The 16,275-nt window shown below is 61.9% G+C and carries 16 protein-coding genes; 14 read left to right on the top strand and 2 right to left on the bottom strand.

Annotated features, from left to right (window positions below; genetic code table 11):
- Position 1: 1 nt before the first annotated feature.
- Genes cobA through cbiB form a run of 4 tightly spaced genes read left to right on the top strand, consistent with a single transcriptional unit; the run spans position 2 to position 4,141 of the window.
- A complete protein-coding gene (cobA, locus tag C0V73_RS11950) occupies positions 2–859 on the top strand; it encodes a uroporphyrinogen-III C-methyltransferase (protein WP_172450139.1) in 858 nt (285 codons plus the stop codon).
- Positions 856–2,160, top strand: coding sequence for a cobyrinate a,c-diamide synthase (locus tag C0V73_RS11945; protein ID WP_102020189.1), 1,305 nt, complete (start codon positions 856–858; stop codon positions 2,158–2,160). Before cobA ends, C0V73_RS11945 begins: the two co-directional genes overlap by 4 nt.
- The gene (gene cobD / locus C0V73_RS11940; protein WP_102020188.1) at positions 2,157–3,161 is read left to right on the top strand and encodes a threonine-phosphate decarboxylase CobD; all 1,005 of its coding nucleotides are present in this window, start codon (positions 2,157–2,159) and stop codon (positions 3,159–3,161) included. Before C0V73_RS11945 ends, cobD begins: the two co-directional genes overlap by 4 nt.
- A complete protein-coding gene (gene cbiB, locus C0V73_RS11935) occupies positions 3,158–4,141 on the top strand; it encodes an adenosylcobinamide-phosphate synthase CbiB (protein ID WP_102020187.1) in 984 nt (327 codons plus the stop codon). Before cobD ends, cbiB begins: the two co-directional genes overlap by 4 nt.
- 59 nt (positions 4,142–4,200) lie before the next feature.
- Here the strand turns inward: cbiB and C0V73_RS11930 are convergent, their stop codons facing one another.
- On the bottom strand, positions 4,201–4,926 hold the full coding sequence (locus C0V73_RS11930; RefSeq protein ID WP_102020186.1) for a Crp/Fnr family transcriptional regulator: 726 nt from the start codon (positions 4,924–4,926) through the stop codon (positions 4,201–4,203).
- Positions 4,927–5,117: 191 nt separating this feature from the next.
- Here C0V73_RS11930 and hemN point away from each other — a divergent pair, with 191 nt between their 5' ends.
- The 8 genes from hemN to C0V73_RS11890 all read left to right on the top strand — a co-directional run bounded on the left by hemN (position 5,118) and on the right by C0V73_RS11890 (position 13,056).
- Positions 5,118–6,467 carry an oxygen-independent coproporphyrinogen III oxidase gene (gene hemN / locus C0V73_RS11925; RefSeq protein ID WP_102020185.1) on the top strand — a complete coding sequence of 450 codons (1,350 nt, stop codon included), beginning with the start codon at positions 5,118–5,120 and terminating at the stop codon, positions 6,465–6,467.
- Positions 6,468–6,572: 105 nt separating this feature from the next.
- The gene (locus tag C0V73_RS11920; RefSeq protein ID WP_102020184.1) at positions 6,573–6,851 is read left to right on the top strand and encodes an acyl carrier protein; all 279 of its coding nucleotides are present in this window, start codon (positions 6,573–6,575) and stop codon (positions 6,849–6,851) included.
- A gap of 24 nt (positions 6,852–6,875) precedes the next feature.
- Positions 6,876–7,349, top strand: a complete 474-nt coding sequence (locus tag C0V73_RS11915; protein ID WP_102020183.1) for a 3-hydroxyacyl-ACP dehydratase FabZ family protein — start codon at positions 6,876–6,878, stop codon at positions 7,347–7,349.
- Between the two features lie 101 nt (positions 7,350–7,450).
- Positions 7,451–8,653 carry a beta-ketoacyl-ACP synthase gene (locus tag C0V73_RS11910; RefSeq protein ID WP_102020182.1) on the top strand — a complete coding sequence of 401 codons (1,203 nt, stop codon included), beginning with the start codon at positions 7,451–7,453 and terminating at the stop codon, positions 8,651–8,653.
- Between the two features lie 13 nt (positions 8,654–8,666).
- Complete coding sequence (locus C0V73_RS11905) at positions 8,667–9,956, top strand: beta-ketoacyl-ACP synthase (RefSeq protein ID WP_102020181.1); 1,290 nt, start codon at positions 8,667–8,669, stop codon at positions 9,954–9,956.
- A 169-nt stretch (positions 9,957–10,125) separates the two neighbouring features.
- Positions 10,126–11,154: a zinc-binding dehydrogenase gene (locus C0V73_RS11900; protein WP_006726181.1), complete on the top strand. Its 1,029-nt coding sequence runs from the start codon at positions 10,126–10,128 to the stop codon at positions 11,152–11,154.
- 10 nt (positions 11,155–11,164) lie between these two features.
- Positions 11,165–12,088, top strand: a complete 924-nt coding sequence (locus C0V73_RS11895; RefSeq protein ID WP_172450165.1) for a lipid A biosynthesis lauroyl acyltransferase — start codon at positions 11,165–11,167, stop codon at positions 12,086–12,088.
- A gap of 236 nt (positions 12,089–12,324) precedes the next feature.
- Positions 12,325–13,056: a PAS domain-containing protein gene (locus tag C0V73_RS11890; RefSeq protein ID WP_102020179.1), complete on the top strand. Its 732-nt coding sequence runs from the start codon at positions 12,325–12,327 to the stop codon at positions 13,054–13,056.
- A gap of 34 nt (positions 13,057–13,090) precedes the next feature.
- Here the strand turns inward: C0V73_RS11890 and C0V73_RS11885 are convergent, their stop codons facing one another.
- Entirely contained in the window at positions 13,091–13,612 is a 522-nt protein-coding gene (locus tag C0V73_RS11885; protein ID WP_102020178.1) for a hemerythrin domain-containing protein, read from the bottom strand.
- A gap of 277 nt (positions 13,613–13,889) precedes the next feature.
- On the opposite strand from C0V73_RS11885, the gene ccoN reads away from it, so the two are divergent.
- Both ccoN and ccoO read left to right on the top strand, forming a co-directional pair.
- A complete protein-coding gene (gene ccoN, locus C0V73_RS11880; protein ID WP_102020177.1) occupies positions 13,890–15,530 on the top strand; it encodes a cytochrome-c oxidase, cbb3-type subunit I in 1,641 nt (546 codons plus the stop codon).
- Between the two features lie 11 nt (positions 15,531–15,541).
- The gene (gene ccoO, locus C0V73_RS11875; RefSeq protein ID WP_102020176.1) at positions 15,542–16,273 is read left to right on the top strand and encodes a cytochrome-c oxidase, cbb3-type subunit II; all 732 of its coding nucleotides are present in this window, start codon (positions 15,542–15,544) and stop codon (positions 16,271–16,273) included.
- Positions 16,274–16,275: the final 2 nt, after the last annotated feature.

The following is a 16,275-nucleotide window of genomic DNA, read 5'->3' as shown; positions in this document are numbered from 1 at the left end:
CATGAGCATGACTGATATGACGCGTCTCGTCTTGCCAACAAGCCTGCCGGCCATCGAGCCGGGCCATGTGTGGCTGGCCGGCGCCGGGCCGGGAGACCCGGGCCTGCTGACCCTGCTCGCGGCCAAGGGGTTGTCGGAGGCAGACGTCATCGTCCACGACGCCCTGGTCAACGAAGACTGCCTGAAACTGGCCCGGACCGGCGCCATCCTCGAATATGCCGGCAAGCGCGGCGGCAAGCCGTCCGCCAAACAGCGTGACATTTCCCTTCGTCTCGTCGAACTCGCCAGGGCCGGCCACCGTGTGCTGCGCCTCAAGGGCGGCGATCCCTTCGTCTTCGGGCGGGGTGGCGAAGAGGCACTGACGCTCATCGAACATGGCGTGCCCTTCCGCATCGTTCCCGGCATCACGGCCGGAATCGGCGGGCTTGCCTATGCCGGCATCCCGGTCACCCATCGCGAGGTCAATCATGCGGTGACCTTCCTCACGGGGCATGATTCGTCCGGGGTGGTGCCGGACCGCATCGACTGGGACGCGATCGGTCGCGGATCGCCTGTCATCGTCATGTATATGGCGATGAAGCACATGGGGCAGATCGCCGCCAATCTGATTGCTGCCGGCCGCTCGCGTAACGAGGCCGTCGCCTTCGTCTGCAATGCGGCTACCCCGGAGCAGACCGTGCTCGAGACCACGCTAGGACGCGCCGAAGCCGACATGATCGCTGCCGGCATCGAGCCGCCGGCAATCGTCGTCATCGGCGAGGTCGTCCGGCTTCGGCCATCGCTCGACTGGCTGGGTGCGCTTTCCGGTCGCAAGCTTCTGCCTGATCCCTTTGCCGTGGAACAGAAAGACACGGCATGAGCGGACTGCTGATCGCCGCGCCGGCTTCCGGTTCGGGCAAGACAGTGGTGACGCTTGGCCTGATGCGGGCGCTGCGCCGCCGCGGAATTTCCGTTGCCCCGGGCAAGGCTGGCCCCGACTATATCGATCCTGCCTTCCATGCCGCCGCGAGTGGCGCGTCCTGTTTCAACTTTGATCCCTGGGCCATGCGTCCCGCGTTCCTCAAGGCGCAGGCCGCTCAATGTGCAGAACGCGGCATGCTGATCATCGAGGCGATGATGGGTTTGTTCGATGGTGCTGCCGACGGGACGGGAAGCGCCGGCGATCTTGCGGCCCTTCTGTCGCTGCCGGTGGTCCTCGTCGTTGATTGCGGGCGGACTTCGCAATCGGTCGCAGCCCTTGTCACGGGCTTTTCCAGGTTTCGGCCAGATGTGCAGGTCGCGGGTGTCATCCTCAACCGTGTCGGCAGTGACCGGCATGAGGGTATGCTGCGGGAAGCCATGGCGAAGACAGAGGTTCCGGTTCTCGGCAGCTTGAGAAGCGATAAATCGCTTTCGCTGCCCGAACGGCATCTCGGCCTCGTGCAGGCGGGCGAACATGGTGCGCTCGAAACCTTCATCGAAAATGCGGCCGATGCCATCGAGGCCGGTGTCGACCTCGATCGCCTGATGCTGTTGGCCGGCAAGACGGCTGACGCCTCGGGCTCCGCAACGGTCACGAGCCTTCCGCGGCTCGGCCAGCGGATTGCAATCGCCCGCGACATCGCCTTTGCCTTTTCCTATCCGCATCTGCTCGAAGGCTGGCGCGCCCAGGGCGCGGAGCTTTCCTTCTTTTCGCCGCTTGCAGACGAAGCGCCGTCGGCGGATGTCGATGCGATATATTTGCCCGGCGGTTATCCGGAACTGCATGCGGGCAAAATTAGCTCGGCGCAGCGCTTCCAGGTCGGCATGGTGTCCGCTGCCGAACGGGGCGCCAGGATCTATGGCGAGTGTGGTGGCTATATGGTGCTCGGAGAGGGACTGGTCGATGCTGACGGAAAACGTCACGGCATGCTCGGTCTTTTACCCCTCGTGACCAGCTATGCGACGCGCCAGCGGCATCTGGGCTATCGGCGGCTGCGGTCGCTTGCACCAGACCTGTTCGCTGGTGAATTCACCGCTCACGAGTTCCACTATTCGACCGTCGTCTCCGAGGGCGCTGCAGACCGCCTTTTCGAAGCAGAGGATGCGTTGGGCGAGCAACTCGGTTCCGTCGGCCTACGTCGCGGCTCGGTGGCGGGATCCTACATGCATCTGATCGATGTCGCGGGAGAGGGCGCATGAGCGGACCTATCCAGCATGGCGGCGGACTTGCGGCTGCCGCTTCGCTTTACGGAGGGCGCATCGAGGACTGGCTCGACCTGTCCACCGGCATCAATCCCTGCCCACCGGAACTGCCCGAGATCCCGATGCGCGCCTGGCATCGTCTTCCAGACCAGGAACGCGAAATGGCAGCGCGCGAAGCGGCTCGCGGCTACTATCGCTCCGGCGCGCGTCTGCCTTTGCCGGTGCCGGGCACACAGTCCGCCATCCAGCTCCTCCCGCGGCTCGTTGCGCCGGGCAGTCGTGTGGCCGTGCTAACGCCCACCTATGGCGAATATGTTCGAGCCTTCACCCTGGCAGGTCTCGCGGTGGACGCCATCAGCGACCTCGAACAGATCAACAGCGATCATCGCCTTGTTGTCGTGGTGAACCCCAACAATCCCGATGGCCGGCTTTACGGGCGGGAGAGGCTGCAGGCATTGGCCGGCGACCTCGTGCATCGGAACGGGCTGCTCGTTGTCGACGAAGCCTTCGGGGATACGGTTCCAGACCACAGCCTCGCAGCTGAACCCAGCCCGAACCTCATCGTCTTCCGCTCTTTCGGCAAGTTCTTCGGGCTTGCCGGGATCCGCCTTGGTTTCGTCATTGCCGAGGAGAGCCTCACCACGCGTTTTGCAGAATGGCTCGGTCCCTGGGCGGTGTCTGGGCCCGCATTGGTTCTGGCCGAACATTTGATGACGTCGGATACACGGCTCATCACCGACCAGATTCGTCAGCGTTCCCGTGCACTCTCCGAAGTCTTGTCGAATGCGGGCCTCACTGTGCGCGGCGGAACGGATCTCTTCCATCTGGTCGAGGATGTGGACGCTGCTGACTTGCACCGCCATCTCTGCAGCCATCACATCCTGACCCGTAAATTCGACTACCGGCCAGACTGGCTGCGCTTCGGCCTTTCCCAAGACGAGGCCGGCGATGCGCGCCTTCTGGCGGCGCTCAACTCCTTTCGGAAACCACAGACATGAGCCACCTCCTCATCCTGCTTGCGGCGATCGGTCTTGATCGCGTCGTCGGTGATCCGCCCTGGCTCTGGCAGCGCGTGCCCCATCCTGTGGTCCTGTTCGGCAAGGCCATCGATCTCTTCGAAAAGCCTCTGAACCGCACGACGTTTACCGCCGAAGGCAGACGGCTGAACGGTGTTATCACCATCGTCCTGCTGCTCATCGCCTCTGCCGTCGTCGGCCTGGTCCTCTCTTCGATCTTCGAATTTCTAGGCGTGGTCGGCCTTGTCCTCGAAATCGTCGTTGTCGGTGTATTCCTGGCGCAGAAAAGCCTTGGCGATCATGTGCAGGCTGTTGCCGATGGGCTGCTCGGGCAAGGGCTCGACGGCGGTCGCCGGGCGGTGGCGATGATCGTCGGGCGTGATCCGAAGACGCTCGATGAAGCGGGTGTTTCGCGCGCCGCGATCGAAAGCCTGTCGGAGAATTTCGCCGACGGCGTGGTGGCACCGGTCTTCTGGTATGCGATCGCGGGCCTGCCCGGGATCCTCGCCTACAAGATGCTCAACACCGCCGATTCGATGATAGGGCACAAGAACGAGCGCTTCTTCGACTTCGGCTGGGCGTCTGCGCGGCTCGATGACCTTGCCAACTGGCCCGCCGCACGGCTTTCGGCCGTCTTTATCGCGCTTGCGGCATGGCTGAAGCTCGGGGCAGGGGCAGGGGCAGGCCGTCGCTCCTTCTCGGCAGCCCTTCGCGACAGCGGCCTGCATCGTTCACCGAATTCCGGCTGGCCGGAGGCCGCAATGGCCGGCGCGCTCGACCTGCAACTGGCAGGCCCGCGCGTCTATGGCGGCGTCAGGGTGAGCGAACCGATGATGCATGCGGCAGGCCGCAGCGATGCCGGCCCCGCCGATATCCTGATCGGCATCCAGATCTTCTACTTGGCCTGTACGGTGATGGCGGCTTTTGTCGCGGTCGCCTGGCTGATCGCGCGCTTGTTCTAGGCCTGAACAGGCTATTCATCGCTTGAGAAAAGAATCGGCGCCGGCTCTGACGCTGAGCGTCAGTCGATACCGGCTGCGTCGCGCAAACGGTCGAGTTTCGGCACGATGACGTGGCGATTGTTCTCGATGACGATGATCCCGTCCTTGCGCAGCTTGGTCATCTGGCGGCTGACAGTCTCGATCGTGAGGCCCAAGAAGTCAGCAATGTCGGCGCGCGAGAGCGGCAGATCGAAGGTCTGGGTGCCCTCGCTTTCCGGATCGATATGGGTCGCGATCAGGTAGAGGAAGCTCGCGACCTTCTCTTGGGCGGTCTTGCGACCCAGCGTCAGCATCCAGTCACGCGCTTCGTCGAGTTCCTTCAGCGACTGGGCATGCAGCTTGCGCTCCATGTCCGGGACTTCGCCGACCATGCGGTCGACGATGTTGCGCGGGAAGGTGCAGATATCGGTGTCGGTCGCGGCTTCCGCCGTGATCGTGCTTTCGCCGAGGAAGGGGCGGCCGAGGAAATCGGGCGCGAACTGCAGGCCGACGATCTGCTGGCGGCCATCGGCCATCATCTTCGACAGCTTGATGACGCCCTTCAGGATATTGCTGTAGCTACCGACCTGCTCGCCCTGTCCGATGACCTCGTTACCGGCTTCGACGCGACGGCGAATCGAGTGGCGATTGAGTTCGACCAGCTGGGCGGATGTCAGCACCGAGCAGAGGCCGCCATGACGGGCTTCGCAGGAACGGCAGACCGCGGGAGCCTCGCATTCCGGGAAGTGTTTTCTGTAGGTGTCCATGGTGAAGCCATCCCGTCAGACCGCTCGGCGCCTTTGAGGCTGCGTCCGGTCGAGTGCCCTCCTCGGGCCGCTGAGTTTCAATAAACTCTACGTGAGAAATGTATCAGCAAATTGATCGAAGTCAAAGGCCGCGATGTGTGACGGCGCTATCTTTGGTCGCAGTTCGATACACCTCAAGGCAGCGCAAACTCATGGAAAATTCCCTTCTCGCCAAGTATTCCGGCGCTGTCCCTCGCTATACGAGCTATCCGACGGCGCCGCATTTTCATGAAGATATCGACTGCGGCAAATATGCGCAGTGGCTCCAGGCGATCACTGGAAAAGAGCGCATCTCGCTCTACATCCACGTCCCCTATTGCGACCGCCTCTGCTGGTTCTGTGCCTGTCACACCAAACATACGCTGAAATACGAGCCGATCGCGATCTATCTGGAATCTTTGAAGAAGGAGATCGCAGCCGTCGGCGCGCTGGTCAGCCGCGACGCGGCCGTCACAGCCGTGCATTTCGGCGGCGGTTCGCCGACCATGGTGCGGCCAAACGATCTGATCGATCTGATGGCAGCCCTTCGGTCGGCCTTCCGTTTTGCCGATGACGTCGAAATCAGCGTCGAGATGGACCCGAACGACCTCGACGAGCCACGCTATGACGCACTCGCCGCCATCGGCATGACGCGTGCCAGCCTCGGCGTGCAGGACTTCCACCCTAAGGTGCAGAAGGCGATCAACCGGATCCAGACCTTCGAACAGACGAAATCGGTGGTGGAGGCTGTGCGGGCGCGGGGCGTGCATTCGGTGAATTGCGACATTCTCTACGGCCTGCCGCACCAGACCGACACGAGCGTGGCAGAGACGGTCAAGGACATCCTGTCACTTGCGCCGGATCGGATTGCCCTCTTCGGTTATGCCCATGTGCCGTGGATGAAGAAGCATCAGACGATGATCAAGGGAGAGGTGCTGCCCGGCCTTGAGGAACGCTTCGCGCAGATGAGCCTTGCCGCCTCGATGCTCGTTGCTGCTGGATACGAGCCCGTCGGCATCGACCATTTCGCGCTGCCGTCCGACCGGATGGCGGTTGCGGCGCGGGAAGGGCGCCTGCGCCGCAACTTCCAGGGCTATACGGATGATGCCGCCGAAGCCCTGATCGGGCTTGGCGCCTCCTCGATCGGGCAATTGCCGCAGGGCTACGTGCAAAACATGCCTGCTACGGGCGAATACCAGCGCATGGCCGATGCCGGCGGTCTCACCGCCGTGCGTGGCATTGCGGTCAGCGATGACGACAGGCTGCGCCGCCGCGTGATCGAGGAGATCATGTGCCGCTTTACTGTCTCCTTCCGGGAGCTCCGGTCCGAATTCGGCAATGCCGTCGATGACATCGTTGCGGAAGCGCGAGCCTTTGCGCAGTCCAACCAGGACCGCATCTGTCTGATCGAAGACGATCACTTCGTCATCACCGAGGCAGGTCGTCCCTTTGCGCGGACAATTGCCGCCGTCTTCGACAGCTACCTCTCCAATGGCAAAGGTCGCCATTCGATTGCTGTTTAGGCAACACTTCGGCTGCAAATTTCGCTGCAATACAAAACCACCATTGGCATTTCACGCTGCTTTCCTTATGTGGAACCCAGAATTTGAGACATATGAGGTACTGGCGTGACCGCTACATTCGACAAAGTTGCCGACATCATCGCAGAGACCAGCGAAATCGATCGCGAGACGATTACGCCGGAAAGCCACACGATCGATGACCTCGGCATCGACAGCCTCGACTTCCTCGACATCGTCTTTGCGATCGACAAGGAATTCGGCATCAAGATCCCGCTCGAGCAGTGGACGCAGGAAGTCAACGAAGGCAAGGTTTCGACCGAGGAGTACTTCGTTCTGAAGAACCTGTGCACCAAGATCGACGAATTGCGGGCTGCCAAGGGCTGATCCGCCACGCGGCGGAGACATGTCATGCTGCTTGAATACTTCCAGATGATTGACAAGGTCGAGAGCGTGGATCTCGGCCTTGGTCGTTTGAAGGCCACCTCGACCGTGCCGATGGAAAGCCCCGTTTTCGAAGGGCATTTCCCCGGCATGCCACTCGTGCCTGGCGTTCTCCTGATCGAAACCATGGCACAGGCCTCCGGCATGCTGCTGCTTGCGGTCAAGGACTTCGAGGCCATGCCCTTCCTGATGTCGGTCGATGGCGCCAAGATGCGCACCTTCGTCGAACCGGGCGCCGTCCTCGATATCGAAGCGGAGCTTGAACACGACGGTTCCGGCTTTGCCGTCACCAAGGCGAAGATCACGAGCGGCGGCAAGAAGGTCTGCGACGCGCAATTGAAGTTGCGCACCATGCCTTTCTCCGAAGTGCCGCTCGCCCCGATCGTGCGCAAGCGCGCAGAGGAAGTCGGTCTGATGGCCGCGATGGCCGCCCAAGCGTAAGGCGCATTCGGCCGCAAGGGCGCAATTCCTATTGACCTTGGGGCCTTATTCGGGAAAACCCGCATTTTACGCTGGCCAGCCTGCCGGCGAGAGGATTGCATATGGTCAAACAACCGAATGATGTGGTGATCACCGGCGTCGGGATCGTCACCTGCCACGGCACCGGCAAGGATGCGCATCTCGCGCTGCTATCTGCGAAGACGGCTCCGGAACCGGTTCTCGAGGCCGATAAGTTCAAGCCCTATGTCGTGCACAAGCTGCCCGAGATCGACTGGTCGGAGCAGATCGGGCGCAAGGACCAGCGCCAAATGGAAAACTGGCAGCGACTCGGCGTGTTCGCAGCGGGCCTCGCGCTCGACGATGCCGGCATGAAGGACGATGTCGACGCCTGCGGCTCGATGGACCTGATCGTGGCAGCCGGTGGCGGCGAGCGTGACATTGCCGTCGACAGCCTGATCGTCGACGAGGCGCTGAAGCGCAACGACCGCGAAAAATTCCTGATCGAGAAGCTCAAAACCGAGCTTCGTCCTACCCTCTTCCTGGCGCAGCTCTCCAACCTGCTCGCCGGCAATATCTCGATCGTTCACAAGGTCACCGGTTCCTCACGCACCTTCATGGGTGAAGAGGCGGCCGGCATATCCGCGATCGCAACTGCCTTCGCCCGCATCAAGGCCGGCCAGTCGACGCATACGCTCGTCGGCGGCGCCTTTGTTGCCGAACGCCCCGACATCCTGCTGCTCGTCGAAGGCATCCGCGCCCATCAGACGGGGCCGTGGCAGCCGCTCTGGTCGCGTGACGGATCCTCCGGCGGCGGCATGATCCTCGGCACGGTCGGCGCCTTCCTGGTGCTGGAATCGCGCGAACATGCCGAAGCGCGCGGCGCGCATATCTATGCGGTGCTGGACGCGGTCGAAGGCGATCGTGGCAATCGCGACGAAGGCAAGCTTGAGGCGCGCCTGGCCCGCATGGTTCCTGAAGCCGCGTCCCTGTCTGCCGCCGATACCGTCGTCTTCTCGGGCGCCTCTGGTCTCGCCGAGTTGACGCGACGTGAGAAGACTCACCTTACGGAACGTTTTGCCGGCATGCCGGTGCGGGGTTATGCCGGATCGATCGGTCATTCGGTCGAAGCGCAGTTCCCGGCGGGTCTGGCGCTTGCAGCACTTGCCATCGATGCCGGTGCCTCAGTGCCCGCTTTCGATCCGGCCAACGAAGCCGCCCAGGCCGGTCCGGCCAAACATGCCATCATCTCCACCGTCGGCTATGTGCGGGGCGAAGGCCTCGCCGTGCTCTCGGCGAATGCGTGAGAAGGATAGATCCATGACCGACAGCCGCTTCAAGGATCATCTCGGCCGCCCGATCATCGCCGTTACCGGCATGGGCGTCATCACCTCGCTCGGCCAGGGCCTCTCCGATAACTGGTCGAAACTGACGTCAGGCCAGTCCGGGATCCACTATATCAAGCGCTTCGACACCGAGGGCATGTCGACCCGCATTGGTGGTACCGTCGATTTCATCGCCGTGCCCGCCAACAATGCCGTCGAACGCTCCTATGCGCTCGCTCGCGAAACGACCATCGAGGCGCTGGCCCAGGCCGGCATCAATGGCGACTTCAACGGCCCGCTCTTCCTGGCAGCCCCACCGGTCGAGCCGGAATGGCATGATCGGTTTGCGCTGGCCGAGCGGGCGCCGGCCTCGACCCAACCGGGCGATGCCTATGACCGCTTCCTTGCCGCCATGCGCGAACAGCCCGATCCGGTCTTCCTTGAAGCCGTTCAGTTCGGCTCGATCTCCGAGCGCCTCTCCGACAAGTTCGGCACGCGCGGCCTGCCCGTGACGCTGTCGACGGCCTGTGCTTCGGGTGCGACCGCCATCCAGCTCGGCGTCGAGGCGATCCGTCAGGGCCGCACCGAGCGGGCGCTGACGGTTGCGACCGACGGTTCGATCAGCCCGGAAGCCGTGATCCGCTTCTCGCTGCTCTCGGCACTGTCCACACAGAACGATCCGCCGGAAAAGGCATCCAAGCCGTTCAGCAAGGAACGCGACGGCTTCGTCATCGCCGAGGGTGCGGCAACCCTCGTCCTGGAATCGCTGGAATCGGCTGTTGCCCGTGGCGCCAAGGTGCTCGGCATCATCAAGGGCTGCGGCGAAAAGGCCGACCACTTCCACCGCACGCGCTCTTCGCCGGATGGCGGTCCTGCGATCGCGACGATCAAGGCAGCGCTTGTCGATGCCGGCCTGTCCGAGGATGCCATCGGTTATATCAATGCCCATGGCACATCGACGCCCGAGAACGACAAGATGGAATATGGCGCCATGCTCTCGGTCTTCGGTGACCGCTTGAAGGACGCCATTCCGGCTTCGTCGAACAAGTCGATGATCGGCCATACGCTGACGGCTGCCGGTGCAGTCGAAGCGGTGTTCTCGATCCAGACCATGCTGACCGGCACGGTGCCGCCAACCATCAACTACACGAACCCCGATCCTTCGATCGTGCTCGATGTGGTGCCGAACGTGAAGCGGGAGGCCTCGGTTTCGGCTGTGCTCTCCAACTCCTTCGGCTTTGGCGGTCAGAACGCCAGCCTTGTCATGACGCGGGAACCGGTCTAAGGCCTGCGCCAACAATTCGGGACGTCATCCTCGGCTTTCAGCCGGGGATCAACGCACCTCGCAAGAACAACGAAGGTCGGCAGATGCCCGGGGGCAGCCCTGGTTTGACGATGAGAGCGTGACGACGCGTCATCTGCATCCGCCCCATAGACCCTGAAGGAAACATGTCATGCGCGCATTGCAACTCGTCGAAGACCGCAAGCTTGAAATCGTCGACCTGCCGGAGCCGGATGCACCGGGTCCGGGCGAGGTTACGCTGCGCGTCAAGGCCGTCGCGCTGAACCATATCGACGTCTGGGGCTGGCGTGGCATGGCGTTTGCCAAGCGCAAGATGCCGCTCGTCATCGGTGCGGAAGCCTCCGGTGTTGTCGAGGCGATCGGTCCCGGCGTTGGCAATATCCTGCCGGGCCAACTCGCCGCCGTCTACGGCGCGCGCACCTGCGGTCTCTGCAAGCCCTGCCGTGAGGGCCGCGACAATCTGTGTGAGAACGTCTCTGGCGTTCACGGCTTCCATCTCGACGGCTTTGCCCAGGAAAAGATCAATCTGCCGGCCCGCCTGCTGGTGCCTGCCCCTCCGGGCGTTGATGCGGTTGCTGCGGCTCTCGCGCCTGTTACCTTCGGCACCGTCGAGCACATGTTGTTCGACAATGCCAAGCTCCAGCCGGGTGAAACTATCCTCATCCATGCCGGCGGCTCCGGCATCGGCACGGCTGCCATCCAGCTTGCCAAGAAGATCGGCTGCACTGTCATCACCACCGTCGGCTCCGACGACAAGATCGAGCCGGCCAAGGCACTCGGCGCCGATCACGTCATCAACTACCGCACCGATCGCTTCGAAGGCATGGTCCGCAAGATCACCAAGAAGAAGGGCGTCGACGTCGTCTTCGAACATGTCGGCAAGGACACGTTTGCGGCTTCGATGTTCTGCCTGAAGCGCGGCGGCCGCCTCGTGACCTGCGGTTCGACCTCGGGTGTGTCGACCGAAGTGAACCTGATGATGCTCTTCCAGCAGCAGCTGAAGCTTTTCGGCTCTTTCGGCTGCCGGATGGAAAACATGGCGGACGCCATGCAGAAGATGGCGCGCGGCCTCGTGCATCCCGTCATCGACACGCAGGTCTCGTTTGATGACATCGACAAGGCGCTTGCCCGCATGGAAGGCCGCCAGGTGTTTGGCAAGATCATCCTGAAGATGGATTGATCGCGTGCGGATGCTCGTCACCCGCATCGTTCTGGCGCTGCGCAAGTTCTATCACTGGTCAGTCGCCCAGATCGCCTTTGGCTTTCTGACTGCGCTCAAGATCTTTCCGGCTGACTCGGCGATCAACTTCGCCGATCGGCTGATGCGCTGGGTGGGACCGAAGACCAAACGTCATCGGCTGATGCAGGTGAATTTGCGCCGCGCCTTTCCGGAGAAGTCGGAAGAGGAGCGCGAGGTCATTGCGCTGGCAAGCTGGGGCCATATGGGCCGGCTTGCCGCCGAATACGTGTTCCTCGATCGTCTCTTCGATTTCGATCCCGAAAAGCCTGGCGAGGGCAGGGTGGAAGTGTCGGGCGTCGAGCAGTTCCTCGACCTGCGGGACAATCCTCGCCCCTTCATCGTCTTTACCGGGCACACCGCCAACTTCGAGCTTTTGCCGGTCGCGGGTGCCGCCTTCGGGCTGTTCGTAACGGTCCTCTTCCGGCCGCCTAACAATCCCTATATCGCCGACAAGGTCTTCGAATTCCGCCGCAAGCGCATGGGCAATCTTGTGCCGTCCCATGCGGGATCGTCGTTTGCGCTGGCGCGCCAGCTGGAGCAGGGCGGTGGCGTTGGCGTGCTCGTTGACCAGAAGTTCTGGAAGGGCGTGGAAACGCAGTTCTTCGGCAATCCGGTTCGCACCAATCCGCTGCTTGCTAAGCTCGCTCGACAGTTCGACTGCGAGGTCTATCCGGCCCGCTGTATCCGCCTGCCGGGGAACCGGTTCCGTCTGGAGATCGAGCCTCAGGTTGTGCTGCCGCGCAACGAAAAGGGCCAGATCGACGTCACGGCCACGGCACAGCTCTTGAACGACAAGGTCGAATCCTGGGTTCGTGAATATCCCGAGCAATGGCTCTGGTATCATGACCGCTGGGACATCAAGCGGTCGATCTAGGACCGACCCTCAGCCTGTTACCAACCGAGTCGATTCGCTGCAGCGCACGAGCGCGGCAGTCTGCCCGTAAGTCCGACTTTTCATCATTCATTTCACAAAGGTGGGCCGATATTTTTTGGGCTGCGCTGCGACCCGGTGCCCGTGCCGATTGAAGGTGACGCAACCTCATGTTACGGACGCCCAATTGTCTGTGACGTGTCGGGTTCTTTTGTCACATCTGAGGGATGAGGTTGCGAATGTCTTTTGACGAATTCCGTGATTCGAATCTGCGCGCAATGTTCGAAGCGGTTTCGTTGAAGAACCTTCAGTTGCAGCAGGCTGTTCGCAGCGGTGATGACCAGCTTGTTCGCGTGCTCGATCGCGAGATCGATCCGCTGATTTCGGCTCTCATCAGTTATCGCGCGACGGATTTCGACGACATCTATCTGCAGATGCGTTTGCTGACGAAACTCCTGCGTGAAGATGCCGATGACCGGACCTGCGTGCTTCGCCATGCGTCCATGCTGACGCTTCTGGTGGAGCGCTATTTCGGCCCGAGGCGGAGCCAGGAGATCCCGGCGCCGAAGGCATCTTCGGCGCGTCCTCTTCAGGGTGGCGACGACATTCAGCTGAACGAAGCCATTCTCAACAATCTGCCGGAGCATGTGGCGGTCGTCACGCGGGACTATCGCTATCTGTTTGCCAATACGGCTATGGCCGGCATGCTGGGCATGCGGCAGATGGAGATCATTGGGCGCAGTGTGTTCGATCTCTGTCTTGCTGATGGCAATGACGACTGGCTGCAGGATGCGCTGGACGCCGCCTTTGCAGGCCGTTCCGGCTCCTTCGTCGCCAGGATCTCGGCTGGGATGGCCAAAAGCGATATGCGTGGCCGATACGCGCCTTTGCGTGCAGCCGATGGCAGCGTCAGCGGTGCCATCCTGACGCTCGGCGAGTCGGAACCCGTATTCGGCGACGTCGCGGCCTGAAGGTGCCTGCTGGTTTGGCAGGCGGGCAGGGGCTTCAGCGCCCGACCGCCTGCAATTCTTCTGCCGTCACGCCCTGCAACAGGTGCTCTCGTTCAAAGGCGATGTGGCGGCGGATGCCTTCAAAGAAACCGCGGAGCATATAGCCGACGGCCTCCATGTTCACGCGGTCGCCAGAGCCGAGCTTGAGCAGCGCATCCGTCAGCTCCTCGGCAAAGCACTCATCCTCGCAATGCTCGAACTTCAGCCTCTCCAGCGTCGGCCCGAGGGCATCGGTCGCATCGGGGCTTGCCTCGAGCTGCGGGAAGAGGACCGTCTCCTCATAGTGGTGGATCCCCTTGATCAGGGGGCCTAAGGCCTTTGCCGCATAGATGCACTTCTGCCGGTTGATGCTCGCCGGCAGTGAGTCGGCGATTTCCTCCAGTTCCCGGCAGAGCGCGAGTTGTTCGGTATGGGCACGATATAGCCAGGCGAGATCACGCTTGCCCGCATCGAGCAGACGGTTCCCCGTCCTCGTATTGCTATTGTCGGCTTTGCCATTCTGCATGTTCGTCAGCATGTCCGTTCTCTCCAACGGGGTTCTCCGCCGCACGGCTCCCCAGTGCTCCAAGACACGCGCATCGGATCCTTGCATTTTGCGATCGAAAGCCTTGGTGCCTGAGGGATCGCGAACCCGATTGCATCTCCAAACCTCGCCAATTTTAGAGAGACCCGCATTGACTTGGATCAAGGTAGCTTGAGCCACCCAATGCGATTGGTGCATCCGACGCGGGAGGTTCGGCCCATTGGGCACAAGCCCCCGCGATGAGATCAGCAAGCGTTGGGGGATTCCAACAATGAACTATACGTTAGAGACACTGGTGATGGCGGTGCTCGCCTTCGCCGCGTTGCTCGGGGTGGCTTTCACCCAGGACAGCCTCTTCGCAGCCCATATGTGGGTTGCGTTCTTCGTGCTCACTGCGGGCACGATCGTCATGCTGCGTCGGATGCAGTTTGCTCCGTCCGTGGCATCCTCCTCCGCCTCCAAGCCCAAGGCGCCGCAGTCGGAATATTTCGACGAGGTCGTCCGCTACGGTGTCATCGCCACCGTCTTCTGGGGTGTCGTCGGCTTCCTGGTCGGCGTGGTCGTCGCCTTGCAGCTCGCCTATCCCGATCTCAACATCGAGCCCTGGCTGAACTTCGGGCGCCTGCGTCCACTGCACACCTCGGCCGTCATCTTCGCCTTCGGCGGCAATGCGCTCATCGCAACGTCGTTCTATGTGGTTCAGCGCACCTCGCGCCAGCGCCTCTTCGGCGGTAACCTCGGCTGGTTCGTTTTCTGGGGCTACCAGTTCTTCATCATTATGGCCGCCACCGGCTATCTCCTGGGCATCACCCAAGGCAAGGAATATGCCGAGCCGGAATGGTATGTTGACCTCTGGCTGACTGTCGTCTGGGTTGCCTATCTCATCACCTTCATGGGCACGGTGATGACCCGCAAGGAGAGCCACATCTATGTGGCCAACTGGTTCTACCTGTCCTTCATCATCACGATCGCGATGCTCCACATCGTCAACAACCTCGCGATCCCGGTCTCGTTCCTCGGCGTGAAAAGCTACTCGGCCTTTGCCGGTGTCCAGGATGCGCTGACCCAGTGGTGGTATGGCCACAACGCCGTCGGCTTCTTCCTGACCGCAGGCTTCCTCGGCATGATGTATTATTTTGTGCCCAAGCAGGCCGGCCGTCCGGTCTACTCCTACCGCCTGTCGATCATCCACTTCTGGGCTCTGATCTTCATGTATATCTGGGCCGGCCCGCACCACCTGCATTATACGGCTCTGCCCGACTGGGCGCAGACGCTCGGCATGGTGTTCTCGGTCATGCTCTGGATGCCCTCCTGGGGCGGCATGATCAACGGTCTGATGACGCTGTCTGGCGCCTGGGACAAGATCCGCACCGACCCGATCATCCGCATGATGGTGATTGCCATCGCCTTCTACGGCATGTCGACCTTCGAAGGCCCGATGATGTCGATCAAGGCCGTCAACTCGCTCAGCCACTATACCGAATGGACCATCGGTCACGTTCACTCGGGCGCACTCGGCTGGGTCGGCATGATCTCCTTCGGCGCGATCTACTACCTGACACCGAAGTTGTGGAACCGCGACCGCCTCTACTCGATGCGCATGGTCAACTGGCACTTCTGGCTCGCCACGCTCGGCATCGTTGTCTATGCCGCCGTGCTCTGGGTTGCGGGTATCCAGCAGGGTCTGATGTGGCGTGAATATGATGCCCAGGGCTTCCTGGTCTACTCGTTCGCCGAGTCGGTCGCTGCCATGTTCCCCTACTATGTCCTGCGTGCCGTTGGCGGTGCCATGTACCTGCTGGGCAGCGTGATCATGGCCTACAACATCCTGATGACCATCCTCGGCTATGAGCGCCAGGAAGCCCCGATCCCCGGATCGGTCGCTCCCGCCGCCCTGCAGCCGGCTGAATGAGGAGGGCTCCCATGTCCATTCTTGATAAACACGCAATCCTCGAGAAGAACACGAGCCTTCTCTTCCTCGGTTCGCTTCTGGTGGTCACCATCGGCGGCATCGTCGAGATCGCCCCGCTCTTCTATCTCGAGAACACCATCGAGAAGGTGGAGGGCATGCGCCCCTACTCACCGCTCGAACTGGCCGGCCGCAACATCTATATCCGTGAAGGCTGCTATGTCTGTCACAGCCAGATGATCCGGCCGTTCAAGGACGAGGTCGAGCGCTACGGACACTACTCACTGGCAGCGGAGTCGATGTACGACCATCCGTTCCAGTGGGGTTCGAAGCGCACCGGGCCGGATCTCGCCCGCGTCGGCGACCGCTATTCGAATGAATGGCACGTTCAGCACCTGACAGAGCCGCGCGACGTCGTGCCGGAATCGATCATGCCGAGCTACTCGTATCTGAAGACGACGCCGCTCAAGGTCGCCAATGTCACCATGGACCTGGAGGCCAACAGCCTCGTCGGTGTGCCCTATACCGAAGAGATGATGGCCCAGGCGGAAGCCGATCTCGCCGCCCAGGCCGATCCGAACGCCGATACGTCAGGTCTTCTGGAGCGCTATCCGAAGGCCAAGGTCGCCGATTTCGACGGCAATCCCGCGCAGGTTTCGGAGATGGACGCTCTCGTCGCCTATCTGCAGATGCTCGGCACGCTGGTCGACTTCTCCACCTATGACGACGCAAGCGGTTACCGCTGAGG

Origin of the sequence: Rhizobium sp. TH135, assembly GCF_002855515.1 — a bacterium.
Taxonomy (GTDB): domain Bacteria; phylum Pseudomonadota; class Alphaproteobacteria; order Rhizobiales; family Rhizobiaceae; genus Allorhizobium.
This window is presented reverse-complemented; position numbering and strand designations above follow the sequence as displayed.